This is a genomic window from Teichococcus wenyumeiae (genome assembly GCF_003696345.1).
In the GTDB taxonomy this organism is placed as follows: Bacteria; Pseudomonadota; Alphaproteobacteria; order Acetobacterales; family Acetobacteraceae; genus Pseudoroseomonas; species Pseudoroseomonas wenyumeiae.
Genome location: NZ_RFLX01000003.1, coordinates 295,501 through 307,273 on the forward strand (window position 1 = coordinate 295,501; position 11,773 = coordinate 307,273).

The 11,773-nt window shown below is 67.3% G+C and carries 11 protein-coding genes and 1 tRNA gene; 6 read left to right on the forward strand and 6 right to left on the reverse strand.

The annotated features are described in order from the left end of the window. Positions 1-33: 33 nt before the first annotated feature. From dprA to ruvX, 6 genes are all read right to left on the reverse strand, one after another. Positions 34-1,131, reverse strand: coding sequence for a DNA-processing protein DprA (gene dprA / locus EBE87_RS06790; protein WP_120637233.1), 1,098 nt, complete (start codon positions 1,129-1,131; stop codon positions 34-36). Then, positions 1,128-1,718 (reverse strand): glycerol-3-phosphate 1-O-acyltransferase PlsY, encoded by a 591-nt coding sequence (gene plsY / locus EBE87_RS06795; protein ID WP_120637234.1) that lies wholly within the window; start codon positions 1,716-1,718, stop codon positions 1,128-1,130. Before plsY ends, dprA begins: the two co-directional genes overlap by 4 nt. Further along, complete coding sequence (locus tag EBE87_RS06800) at positions 1,715-2,998, reverse strand: dihydroorotase (RefSeq protein WP_120637235.1); 1,284 nt, start codon at positions 2,996-2,998, stop codon at positions 1,715-1,717. The genes plsY and EBE87_RS06800 overlap by 4 nt, the downstream gene beginning before the upstream one ends. Further along, complete coding sequence (locus EBE87_RS06805) at positions 2,995-3,939, reverse strand: aspartate carbamoyltransferase catalytic subunit (protein ID WP_120637236.1); 945 nt, start codon at positions 3,937-3,939, stop codon at positions 2,995-2,997. The genes EBE87_RS06800 and EBE87_RS06805 overlap by 4 nt, the downstream gene beginning before the upstream one ends. Positions 3,940-4,029: 90 nt before the next feature. After that, on the reverse strand, positions 4,030-5,172 hold the full coding sequence (locus EBE87_RS06810; RefSeq protein ID WP_147425971.1) for a helix-turn-helix transcriptional regulator: 1,143 nt from the start codon (positions 5,170-5,172) through the stop codon (positions 4,030-4,032). 21 nt (positions 5,173-5,193) lie between these two features. After that, complete coding sequence (gene ruvX, locus EBE87_RS06815; RefSeq protein WP_120637238.1) at positions 5,194-5,667, reverse strand: Holliday junction resolvase RuvX; 474 nt, start codon at positions 5,665-5,667, stop codon at positions 5,194-5,196. 73 nt (positions 5,668-5,740) lie between these two features. Between ruvX and gatC the strand changes: the two genes are divergently transcribed. The 6 genes from gatC to EBE87_RS06845 all read left to right on the forward strand — a co-directional run bounded on the left by gatC (position 5,741) and on the right by EBE87_RS06845 (position 11,767). Then, positions 5,741-6,028 (forward strand): Asp-tRNA(Asn)/Glu-tRNA(Gln) amidotransferase subunit GatC, encoded by a 288-nt coding sequence (gatC, locus tag EBE87_RS06820; RefSeq protein WP_120637239.1) that lies wholly within the window; start codon positions 5,741-5,743, stop codon positions 6,026-6,028. A gap of 5 nt (positions 6,029-6,033) precedes the next feature. Further along, entirely contained in the window at positions 6,034-7,515 is a 1,482-nt protein-coding gene (gatA, locus tag EBE87_RS06825) for an Asp-tRNA(Asn)/Glu-tRNA(Gln) amidotransferase subunit GatA (RefSeq protein ID WP_120637240.1), read from the forward strand. Next, positions 7,512-8,963 (forward strand): Asp-tRNA(Asn)/Glu-tRNA(Gln) amidotransferase subunit GatB, encoded by a 1,452-nt coding sequence (gene gatB / locus EBE87_RS06830; protein WP_120637241.1) that lies wholly within the window; start codon positions 7,512-7,514, stop codon positions 8,961-8,963. Before gatA ends, gatB begins: the two co-directional genes overlap by 4 nt. 58 nt (positions 8,964-9,021) lie before the next feature. Then, complete coding sequence (locus EBE87_RS06835) at positions 9,022-9,651, forward strand: glutathione S-transferase family protein (RefSeq protein ID WP_120637242.1); 630 nt, start codon at positions 9,022-9,024, stop codon at positions 9,649-9,651. A gap of 81 nt (positions 9,652-9,732) precedes the next feature. After that, a tRNA-Ser gene (locus tag EBE87_RS06840) sits at positions 9,733-9,825 on the forward strand. Positions 9,826-10,708: 883 nt separating this feature from the next. Continuing rightward, positions 10,709-11,767 (forward strand): SIR2 family protein, encoded by a 1,059-nt coding sequence (locus EBE87_RS06845; protein WP_120637243.1) that lies wholly within the window; start codon positions 10,709-10,711, stop codon positions 11,765-11,767. Positions 11,768-11,773: the final 6 nt, after the last annotated feature.

Sequence of the window (11,773 nt, forward strand, 5' to 3'; positions counted from 1 at the left end):
TGGGGGCGGGCCGGACCCAGGCGGATTCAGTCACTAAACGCTGCGGACGACACGGTTGCCGGTGAGGGTCTCGATACGCCCTTCCAGCTCCAGATCCAGCAGGATACCCTGCACCGCAGCAGGCGAGAGGTGGCAGCGCCGAAGCAACTCGTCAACTGCAACCGGACTGTTCCCTATCAAATCAAGGAGTTGGCCAGGGGCGCCTTCCGTCACAACCGCCGCTTGCGGCGCTGATGCGCGGGTTTGCGGGGTCATCGGGCGGAACAGGGGCATGGGATGAGGGGCGTCCGGCAGGTGCTCCAGCACATCCGCGGCGGTGCCGGTGAGGTGCGCGCCCTGCCGGATCAGGTCGTTGGAGCCGGCGCAGCGCGGGTCCAGCGGGCTGCCGGGCACGGCGAAGACCTCGCGGCCCGCCTCCAATGCCAGCCGGGCCGTCATCAGGGTGCCGGAGCGATAGGCAGCCTCCACCACCACCACGCCCAGGCTCAGGCCGGCGATGATGCGGTTGCGGCGGGGAAAATGCCGGGCGATCGGCGCGGTGCCGAGCGGCGCCTCGGCCACTACGGCGCCGCCTTCCGCCAGGGCCGACTGCAATTCCGCGTGTTCGGGCGGGTAGGCGACATCGAGGCCGCCGGGAACCACGCCGATGCTCTGCCCCGTCCGCAGCGCGCCGGCATGCGCCGCGCCGTCGATGCCGCGCGCCAGGCCGGAGGTCACGACGATGCCTTGCTCCGCCAGCGCCTCGGCCAGTTCCTCGGCCATGCGGCGGCCGAGGGCGGAGGCATTGCGGGCGCCAACGATGGCGACCTGCCGGGCATGCAGGCAGGCAGCATCGCCCACCACCGCCAGCAGGGGCGGCGCATCCTCCAGCAGGGCCAGGAGGGGCGGGTAATCCTCCTCGCCCCATACCAGGAAGCGGCCGCCGAGATCCTCCAGCCGGTCCAGCTCCCGCTCCGCTTCGGCGGCCGGATAGGGCGTGAAGGGCGCGGCGCGGCGGGCCGCATGCCGGGGCAGGGCCTCCAGCGCCGCGCTGGCCGTGGCGTATTGCCCCAGCAGCCGGCGCCAGGTGAGGGGGCCGATACCCTCGGTGCGCGTCAGCCGCAGCAGGGCGAGGGTCTCGGCCCGGGTCACTTGCCTTTGCCGATCCTCGGTTCGGTGCCCGCCAGCAGGCGGCGGATATTGTCGGCATGGCGCCAGAGGATGATCAGGGTCACGACCAGCGCGAAGCCGGCCAGCAGCCTGTCCCCGGCCAGCAGCGCGATCACCGGCGCCGCCACGCAGGCCGTCAGCGCCGAGGCCGAGGAGATGCGGGTGATCTTGGCCATGGCCACCCAGACCAGGGCGCAGAGCAGCCCGATCCACCAGGAGGCGGCCAGCAGGATGCCGGCGCCGGTGGCCACGCCCTTGCCGCCCTTGAAGCGCAGCCAGACCGGGAAGACATGGCCCAGCAGCGCGGCGATGCCCGCCAGCAGCCCGGCATCCCGGCCCCAGAGGGCGGTGAAGGCCAGCACCGGGATGGCGCCCTTCAGCGCATCCAGCAGCAGCGTGCCGGCGGCGACCTTCTTGTTGCCGGTGCGCAGCACATTGGTGGCGCCGATATTGCCGCTGCCGATGGAGCGGATATCCCCCAGCCCCGCCGCCCGCGTCAGCAGCAGGCCATAGGGCACGGAGCCGGAGAGGTAGCCGATGACGGCGGCCGCGATGAGCGGGGTGTTCATCCGAAGACGCGCCGCCCGGCCTTCCAGGTGCCCAGAACCCGGCCTTCCAGCGGCCGTCCGTCGAAGGGCGTGTTCTGCGCCTTGCCCGGCAGCTTGCCGTCCTCGACCTTCCAGCCGCGCTCCAGGTCGAAGAGCACGAGGTCGGCGGGGGCGCCGCGGGTCAGGCGGCCGGTCTCCAGGCCCAGCAGCTCGGCGGGCTTCTGCGTCATGTAGGCCAGGGCCTGCGGCAGCGTCAGGTCGCCGCCATGCACGCGGGCCAGGGTCACGCCCAGCAGGGTCGCCAGCCCGGCGCCGCCGGCCTCGGCCTGGGCGAAGGGCAGGCGCTTGTCATCGGCGTCGCGCGGCTGGTGGTCGGAGGCGATGGCGTCGATGGTGCCATCCTTCAGCCCGGCCACCACCGCCAGCCGGTCCTCCTCCCGCCGCAGCGGGGGCGAGAGCTTGGCGTAAGTGCGGAAGTCGCCGATGGCGGTCTCGTTCAGGTCGAAATACGGGGGCGCGGTGTCGCAGGTGACGCGCAGGCCCTCATCCTTCGCCTGCCGGATCAGGTCCAGCGCGGCGCCGGTGGAGACATGGGCGAAATGCACATGGCCCTTGGTGATGCGGGCCAGCGCGATGTCGCGCGCCACCATCATCGCCTCGGCGGCGGCCGGGATGCCGGGCAGGCCCATCCGGCTGGCCATCTCGCCCTCGGTGGCGACGCCGCCGCGGGCGAGGTCCGGCTCCTCCGGGTGCTGCACCACGAAGGTGCCGAAGGCGCGGGCATAGGACAGCGCCAGCCGCATGGTGCGGGCATTGCCGATGGCGCGGGAGCCATCCGTGAAGGCCACGGCGCCGGCCTCCCGCAGCAGGCCGAATTCCGACAGGTCCTTGCCAGCGCAGCCTTTGGTCGCGGCGCCATAGGGTAGGATGGACAGGCTGCCGCCAGCCTCGCCGCGCCGCCAGACGAATTGCAGCAGCGCCGGGTCATCCAGCGGCGTCAGCGTATCGGGCAGGGCGCAGAGGGTGGTGATGCCGCCCGCCGCAGCCGCCTCGGCGGCGCTGTCGATGGTCTCGCGGTACTCGTTGCCGGGCTCGCCCAGGCTGGCGCGCAGGTCGATCAGGCCGGGGGCCAGCACGGCATCGCCGCAGTCCACCACCGTGGCGCCATCGGGCACGCCCAGCGAGCCGCCATGGTCGGCGATGACGCCACGGCTGACCAACAGGTTGCCCGCCGCATCCAGGCCGGAGGCGGGGTCCACCAGCCGGGCATTGGTGAAAAGGATGTCCGGGGAGGGGATCATGGCCGGGCGTTCCGCCGCAGGTTACGCGAAAGAATATCGAGCACCGCCATGCGCACGGCGACGCCCATCTCCACCTGTTCGCCGATGACGCTGCGCACCGGGTCATCCGCCACGGCGCTGTCGATCTCGACGCCGCGGTTCATCGGGCCGGGATGCATCACGATGGCGTCCGGCTTGGCCACGGCCAGCTTGGCGGCATCCAGGCCGAAGAAGCGGAAATACTCGCGGGCGGAAGGCACCAGGCCGCCGGCCATGCGCTCCTTCTGCAGGCGCAGCATCATGACCACGTCGGCGTCCCGCAGGCCGGACTTCATGTCGTGGAAGACTTCCACGCCCATCCGCTCCACCTCGGCGGGCAGCAGGGTGGGCGGGCCCACCACGCGCACGCGGCAGTTCATGGCGGACAGCAGATGGATGTTGGAACGCGCCACCCGGCTGTGCAGCACGTCGCCGCAGATGGCGACGGTCAGGTTCTCCAGCGCGCCCTTGTGGCGGCGGATGGTCAGCGCATCCAGCAGCGCCTGGGTGGGGTGCTCATGCGTGCCGTCGCCGGCATTGATCACCGCCGCATCCACCTTCTGGCTCAGCAGGGCGGGGGCGCCGGACTGAGCGTGGCGCACCACCAGCAGGTCGCAATGCATGGCGTTCAGGGTGGAGGCGGTGTCGAGCAGCGTCTCCCCCTTGTTCACGGAGGACTGGGAGACGGACATGTTGATCACGTCCGCGCCCAGCCGCTTTCCCGCCAGCTCGAAGGAGGTGCGGGTGCGGGTGCTGTCCTCGAAGAACAGGTTGATCAGCGTGCGGCCCTTGAGCTGGTCCCGCTGCGTCTTTCCGCTGCGGTTCAACAGGGCATAGGATTCGGCCAGATCGAGCAGATCGGCGATGTAAGGCGGCTCCAGCCCTTGAAGGGCGAGGAGATGCCGGTGCGGATAAGCGACCATGGCAAGGATCAGTCCGGCTAGAGGCGCGCGACCATAACGGTGCCGCCGCCGCACCGAAAGTCCCCTCCGACAACTCGGCCCCGCTGAGGCTCAGGAAGCGAGCCGGGGCAGGGAGAGCAGCAGGCGGATCAACTCGCCCTGGCGCCGGGTGCCTGTCTTGAACATGGCTGACTTGATCTGGCCGCGGATGGTGTTGGTTTGCACCGCCCGCTCCCGCGCGATGTCCTCCGGGCTCAGGCCGGCGGCCAGCGCCACCGCTACCTCGGCCTCGGAGGGGCTGAGGCCGAACAACTGTGCCAACCGCCCCGCGAGGTCCGCCGGCTGGCCGGGCGGGTCGGTCATCAGCACCAGGGCCAGGGGACGGCTACCTTCGCCACGGTGATGCTGCCGGGGCTGGAAGGGCGCCACCAGCAAGGTGCGCTGCAATCTGCCCGCGGCATCGCAGGCGCAGAGCATGGTGCCGGGCAAGGGGGGCGTGCCGCCTTCCTGCCGCGTCGCCTGCCAGACCAATTGGGCCAGCAGGTTGTCCTCCTCCGTCGCGCGCAGCCGCAACTGGCCGCCGGGGCTCAGCGTGATGCCGGCCTGGCGCATCAGCCGCTCTGCCGTGCGGTTGGCGAAGGCGACGCGCCGGTCCGCTTCCAGCACCATTACGCCGCTGGGCAGCAGGTCGAGGGCGTCGAGGCCGAGGTCCCGCACTGCTTGGTTGGCGCCGGTTCGTTCGGCCAGCTGCAACGCACGCGGCAGGTGCGGCAGGACCTGTCGCAGCTGATCGGTGCCGCGCCGGGATACCGGACCCGCGCGCCGGGTTCGCGCGATGCCCAGGAAGAGCCACCGCTTGCCCGGCAGTGCCCAGTAGGCGCCAGCGTTATAGAAGGCATCGCCGACCTTGGGGCGGAGAAAATCGTTATAGAATTCCGAGGCCTTCAGCTCGGCGTCCATTAGGTACTCGTGGCTCAGCATCAGCTCACCGGGCTGGAAGCTGCGGAAGGGTTGGCGGAAGGCATCAAGCTGGTGGAAATGAGCCGTATAGGCCTCTGCCATGGAACTGTCGCAGCCATAGGCGCCCAGTATCGTGGCTTCCCCGGCCGGCGAGGTGACGTGCAGCGCGCCGCTCTGTGACCTGCTGAAGCCTGCGATGCGGTCCAGCACTGCCTGCCAGTCCGGGCCGCCGAAGGAACCGCCGGTGGCCATGTCGTAGAGATCGGCGATCAGATCAGCTGGAGTGTCAGGCATGTCCTCTCGACGGGCGGCGGGTCAGGGGGAGGATGAGGCAGTGGCGTCCAGCGCTGCTTGTAACATATAGGCGGCGGCCGCCGCATCAACGACCTGCGCACGCTTGGCACGCGTCATGTCCGCTTCCTGGATCAGCATGCGGTTGACGGCCGAGGAGGATAGCCGCTCGTCCCAGAGCGCGGCCGGGAGGCCGGTGGCCTCGGAAAGGGCCATGGCCCAGTCCTTTGCCGCCTGTGCCGCAGGGCCGAAGCTGCCATCCAGCCCCAGGGGCAGGCCGACCACCAGCCCGCCCGCGCCCTCCTTGCGGGCGATGGCGGTGATCTCGGCCGCATTGGCGGCCAGCTTGCCGCGCTTCAGCCCGCCATAAGGGCTGGCCAGCATGAGCGTGACATCCGACAGCGCGACCCCCACCACCCGCTTGCCGGGGTCCAGGCCGATCAGCCGTTGATGACGCACGAGGCCGGCGCGAAGGTCGCTCAGGTTGAACAAGGGCATGCCGGTGGTTATGGTCCGGCCACTCAGGCGTGCCAACACCACGTGCCAACACACACTGAAAGATAGACCACACATGTCGCTCGACACCGCCACCGTTCGGCGCGTCGCGTCGCTTGCCCGTATCAGGGTCGAGGAAGACGAGCTGCCCCGCCTGCAATCCGAGTTGAACGGCATCCTGGGCTGGATCGAGCAACTGCAAGCCGTGAACACCGACGGCGTTGAGCCCATGGCCGGCGGCGGCACCCAGGCGCTGCGCATGCGCGCCGACGAGGTCACCGACGGTGGCATCCAGGACAAGGTGCTGGCCAATGCGCCGGACCGTGCCGGTGCCTTCTTCGCGGTTCCCAAGGTGGTGGAGTGATCGCCATGGACAGCATTTTCGACCTGACGCTGGCTGAGGCCCGCGACCTGCTGGTGAAGCGCGACCTGAGCGCCGTTGAGCTGACGCGGACCTACCTTTCCGCCGTCGAGGCGCTGAACCCGCGCATCAACGCCTATATCACCGTCACGGCCGAGGCCGCGCTGGAACAGGCCAAGGCCGCCGAGGCCGCGCTGGCCAAGGGTGAGGCCAAGCCGCTGACCGGCATCCCGCTGGCCATCAAGGATCTCTTCTGCACCACCGGCATCCGCACCACGGCGGCCAGCAAGATCCTGGGCAACTTCGTGCCGCCCTATGAGAGCACCGTGACCGCCAACCTGCTGCGGGATGGCGCCGTGTTCCTGGGCAAGGCGAACCTGGACGAGTTCGCCATGGGCTCCTCCAACGCCACCTCCGCCTTCGGCGGTGTGGAAAACCCCTGGAAGCGCCAGAACAGCGATGCCGCGCTGGTGCCAGGCGGTTCCTCCGGCGGCTCCGCCGCGGCGGTGGCGGCGCGCATGGCACTGGGCGCCACGGCGACCGATACCGGCGGCTCCATCCGCCAGCCGGCCGCCTTCTGCGGCATCGCGGGCATCAAGCCGACCTATGGCCGCGTTTCCCGCTTTGGCACCGTGGCCTTCGCCTCCTCGCTGGACCAGGCGGGGCCGGTGGCGCGCACGGTTGAGGACTGCGCCATCCTGCTCGGTTCCATGTCCGGCTTCGACCCCAAGGACTCCACCAGCGCCGATATGCCGGTCCCGGATTTCGCGGCGGCCTGCAAGCGTGGCGTGAAGGGCCTGCGTATCGGCATCCCGAAGGAATACCGCCTGCCGGGCATGCCGGCCGAGATCGAGGCGCTGTGGCAGCAGGGCATCGCCTGGCTGAAGGAAGCGGGCGCCGAGACGGTCGATATCAGCCTGCCGCATACGCAGTACGCACTGCCGACCTACTACATCGTGGCCCCGGCCGAGGCTTCCTCCAACCTTGCCCGCTATGACGGCGTGCGCTTCGGCCTGCGCGAGGACGGCGTGGACCTGAAGGACCTCTATGAGCGCACCCGCCGCGCCGGCTTCGGCGAGGAAGTGCGCCGCCGCATCATGATCGGCACCTATGTGCTCAGCGCCGGCTATTACGACGCCTACTACCTGAAGGCGCAGAAGATCCGCACGCTGATCAAGCGCGACTTCGACGAGGCCTGGGGCAAGGTGGACGCCATCCTGACGCCGGCGACCCCCTCCGCCGCCTTCGGCCGCGACGAGAAGCGGGACGACCCGGTCGCGATGTACCTGAACGACGTCTTCACCGTGACGGCCAACCTCGCCGGCATTCCGGGCCTTTCCGTGCCCGCCGGGCTGGACGCGCAGGGGCTGCCGCTGGGCCTGCAGGTACTCGGCAAGTCCTTCGATGAGGAAACCGTCTTCGCGGTCGGCCGTGCCATCGAGCAGGCCGCCAAGTTTACCGCCACCCCCGCCCTGAAGGCCGCGGCATGAGCTACACGATCGAAGGCGCCACGGGCGCCTGGGAAGTGGTGATCGGGCTGGAAGTGCACGCCCAGGTCACCTCCAAGGCCAAGCTGTTCAGCGGCGCCGCCACCGAATTCGGCGCCGAGCCCAACAGCCAGGTCAGCTTCATCGATGCCGGATTCCCCGGCATGTTGCCGGTGATCAACGGCGAATGCGTGGCGCAGGCCGTGCGCACCGGCCTCGGCCTGAACGCGCAGGTGAACCTGTGGTCGCGCTTCGACCGCAAGAACTACTTCTACGCGGACCTGCCGCAGGGCTATCAGATCAGCCAGTACGAGTTCCCGATCATCGGCAAGGGCGAGATCGAGATCGAACTTGCGGACGGCAGCACCAAGAACATCGGCATCACGCGCCTGCATCTGGAGCAGGATGCCGGCAAGTCGCTGCACGACCAGCATGCCACCAAGAGCTACATCGACCTCAACCGGTCCGGTGTGGCGCTGATGGAGATCGTGTCGGAGCCCGACCTGCGTTCGCCGGAAGAAGCGGGTGCCTATCTGACCAAGCTGCGGCAGATCCTGCGCTACCTCGGCACCTGCGACGGCAACATGGAGCAGGGCTCGCTGCGTGCCGACGTGAACGTCTCCGTCCGCAAGGCGGGCGAGGAATTCCGCACGCGCTGCGAGGTGAAGAACGTCAACTCCATCCGCTTCGTGATGCAGGCCGTGGAGGCCGAGGCGCGCCGGCAGGTGGAAGTCTGGGAAGCGGGCGAGGAAGTCGTGCAGGAAACCCGCCTGTTCGATACCTCCCGCGGCGTGACGCGGTCGATGCGCTCCAAGGAGGATGCTCATGACTACCGCTACTTCCCGGACCCCGATCTTCCGCCGCTGGTGCTGGAGCAGAGCTGGGTGGAGCAGCTGAAGGCTGGCCTGCCGGAACTGCCGGATGCGCGCCGCGCCCGCTATGTCGGCGACTACGGCCTGACTCCCTACGACGCCCATGTGCTGACGCTGGAAAAGGAAACGGCGGCCTTCTACGAGACTGTGGCCGCGGGCCGCGATCCGAAGATGGCGGCCAACTGGGTCACCGGCGATTTCTTCGCGGGCCTGAACCGCACCGGCCACAGCATCGGCGATTCGCCGGTCTCTGCCGAGAACCTCGGCGGGCTGTTGGACCTGATCAAGGACGGCACGCTCTCCGGCAAGCTGGCCAAGGAAGTGCTGGAAGCGATGTTCGAGACGGGCGAGCCGCCCGCCGCCATCGTCGAGGAGCGCGGGCTGAAGCAGGTGACCGATACCGGCGCCATCGAGGCGATGATCGACGAGGTCATGGCCAAGAATGCCGACAAGGTCGCCGAATACCGCAGCGGCAAGGACAAGCTCTTCGGCTTCTTCGTCGGCCAGACCATGAAGGCCATGCAGGGCAAGGGCAACCCGGCGCTGGTGAACGACCTCCTGAAGCGCAAGCTGGCCTGACCGGACATGCCGTGCGACGCTTCCGCCCCTGAGACTCGCAGGGACGGAAGCGCACGGCATGATCACCCTCTACACCTACAATACCCCCAACGGCCGCAAGATCAGCGTGGCGCTGGAGGAGATGGGCCTTCCTTACGAGGTGAAGGTCATCGACATCACCAAGGGCGAGCAGTTCGACCCTGAATTCCTGAAGATCGCGCCCAACAACAAGATCCCGGCCATTGTCGATTCCGAGGGGCCGGACGGGCGGCCGATCAGCGTCTTTGAATCCGGCGCCATCCTGCTGTATCTGGCGGAGAAGACCGGCAAGGGCCTCCCTGCCGACCCACGAGGCCGCACCGCCGTCTATGAATGGCTGATGTGGCAGATGGCCGGCTTCGGCCCGATGCCCGGGCAGGTGCATTTCTTCCTCGGCCAGCCGGAAGGCCCGGCCCGTGAGTTCGGCCTGGAGCGCTACGGCAAGGAAACCCGCCGGCTCTACGGCGTCATGGACAAGCATCTGGCGGGCCGGAACTTCCTGGCCACGGAAGGCGAGCCCAGCATCGCCGATTTCGCGGTGATCGGTTGGGTCTGGCGGCATGAGCGGCACCAGATCGACCTCGCGGACTACCCCAATGTGCGGGCCTGGTACGACCGGATGATGGCCCGGCCGGGGGTGGCGCGTGGATTCGAGGTAAAACTGGCTTAAACACGGCCCTTTGCCATTTGACGAACCCTTCGGCCGCCGCTAGAAGCACGCCTGCATACGCCGTGTAACTTCCACTCCTGCGGAGGGGTGGCCGAGTGGCCGAAGGCGGCGGTTTGCTAAACCGTTAAAGGGAGATAATCCCTTTCGTGGGTTCGAATCCCATCCCCTCCGCCAGTTCCCCTTGATTTCATGTGATTTTTTGGTGGTGGCCTCAATCTACCCCCATCTCTACCCCCATCCATGCAACGGCGAGGGTAGTTCAGGCCCTCAGCCGCGCCACCCAACACGCCCCCGCTGCCCCCGGTTTGCAGAGGTGTAAGAGCCATCCGGCAGGCTAATCCGCAGCCAACCATCCCGTTCCAGCACTATCTCGGCGCCAAGAGCGCGGAGTATCGCCAGCGTACGGCCCGCCCCATCCTGCCTAACTCCTACAAGAGACGCTTGGCCTGCGGCTGGTGCTGCCGGTGCCAGCTTGGCCATCTCAGCAGGCGGCGGTGGCGGTAATCCGAAGATGGTGGCCTGCTCGGCTATTCCTCGGTGCCTAACTCGCGCTCGGCAAGGGCGCCTGCGGATGCCTCCATGAATGCCAGCAGCGCCGCAGGCTGTGGGGTGCAGGGCCTCCACCAATCCGGCTCGGCCATCGCGCTTAGCTATCAGCAAGTCAGGAGAAGGGGGCCGATCCCCCGCCAGCGCAGCTGGTCGCCGTCCAGCGAGAGCGCCATATCGGCATGGGTAACGCGGGCCAGGAAGGCGCTGCGCGTCATGTGCCGCAGCTTTGCCGTGCTGAGGAAGCCGAATTCAGCGTTCCAGCGTTCCCAGCGTTCCCGATGGATCTAAGTAGCTGATCCAAAAGGTGGAAGTTTGGAACGCTACGCGTAGCCACAGCGTTCCGCCAGCGTTCCTCCGGCTAGGCGCATTTCTTTACCCAGTCAGTGCATGCGCGGAAGGGGTAGTGCATCTCGATCAAGTTGGCCGGCTGAGCAGAGCCAGCTCCACAGCAACCCTACACGGGCTTCACGGCTCTGTGAAAATCTTATAGGAGTGGAATGAAGCGGAATTGGAGCTGGGGATCTACGTGCGGCTGGATCAGATTCTGCCGAACCTGAAGACTGGTGGGCTATCTACTACCGGCTTTCTGTTTGGTGCGGGTACTTCCGTTGAGGCCGGCTATCCAATGATGCCGGGCCTAACCAAGCAGGTCATTAACGCCCTTACCGCCCCGGAACGTGAGGCGTTGGACGAGGCACTTGCAGTTGCTGGTCTGACCTACGATGCAGCCAGGGGGGATCCGAATGTCGAAGTGATCGCCGACCAGGTTATCTCGCACGCTCTGTCGGCACAGCTGGCCCGATTCCACGCACTAGAGATCAGGCTTCGTGAGTTGATCACAGAGGCCATCCTCTCAGTTTCGTCGCCAGTCCTTGACAGGCATGTGGCATTCCTGACCGCCTTGAAGAATCGCGCGTTTGGTCGGCCTTCGTGCGTGTACATCTTCACGACCAACTACGACTTGCTCTTCGAACTGGCCGGCGCAGAGGCAGGAGTAGTCGTCGAGACAGGCTTTATCGGCTCAGTGGAGCGCTTTTTTGACCCGATGAGGTTCGGTACTGCCTGCGGAACTCTCCATCCGCAGCAGAGCCGCTTTTCAGAGCATCCAGTGCTCACGGTACGGCTTATCAAGCTCCACGGATCCGTATCGTGGATTTCAAGGAACGGGCGATTTTTCGAACGCCATCCAGATTCCTTCAACGCCTCTGATCGCCGCGTCATGATTTTGCCCCGCCGTCGCAAGGTCATGGACACGCTACAAGCGCCCCACGATGCTCTCTTCACTGCGGCGAGCAGAGCTTTGGGAGCAGAGTGCCGATATTTGGTAAGCTGCGGATTCAGCTTCGGCGACGATCATATCAACGACAACCTTCTGTCACCGGCGGTCGCCGCTAATCGGATACGACTGACCGCTCTCTGCGAACGGGAGACGGACGGCATGCGGGTTTTTAAGACCGCTGGGGCTTTTAGCGCGGGTTTTGCCGCAGGCGGGATCACCAACGGCGTGATTCACACCGAAGGCACTGACTGCTGGAAGTTCAGCAAGTTCGTCGAAATGTTTGCATAGGGGAAG

What these genes read in the sequence shown, in the direction of transcription:
- EBE87_RS06835 (WP_120637242.1), top strand. Translation starts at nt 9,022, where the DNA reads ATGATCACCCTCTACACCTACAATACCCCCAACGGCCGCAAGATCAGC.
- gatB (WP_120637241.1), top strand. Translation starts at nt 7,512, where the DNA reads ATGAGCTACACGATCGAAGGCGCCACGGGCGCCTGGGAAGTGGTGATC.
- EBE87_RS06800 (WP_120637235.1), bottom strand. Translation starts at nt 2,998, where the DNA reads ATGATCCCCTCCCCGGACATCCTTTTCACCAATGCCCGGCTGGTGGAC.
- EBE87_RS06810 (WP_147425971.1), bottom strand. Translation starts at nt 5,172, where the DNA reads ATGCCTGACACTCCAGCTGATCTGATCGCCGATCTCTACGACATGGCC.
- ruvX (WP_120637238.1), bottom strand. Translation starts at nt 5,667, where the DNA reads ATGCCCTTGTTCAACCTGAGCGACCTTCGCGCCGGCCTCGTGCGTCAT.
- gatA (WP_120637240.1), top strand. Translation starts at nt 6,034, where the DNA reads ATGGACAGCATTTTCGACCTGACGCTGGCTGAGGCCCGCGACCTGCTG.
- gatC (WP_120637239.1), top strand. Translation starts at nt 5,741, where the DNA reads ATGTCGCTCGACACCGCCACCGTTCGGCGCGTCGCGTCGCTTGCCCGT.
- EBE87_RS06805 (WP_120637236.1), bottom strand. Translation starts at nt 3,939, where the DNA reads ATGGTCGCTTATCCGCACCGGCATCTCCTCGCCCTTCAAGGGCTGGAG.
- plsY (WP_120637234.1), bottom strand. Translation starts at nt 1,718, where the DNA reads ATGAACACCCCGCTCATCGCGGCCGCCGTCATCGGCTACCTCTCCGGC.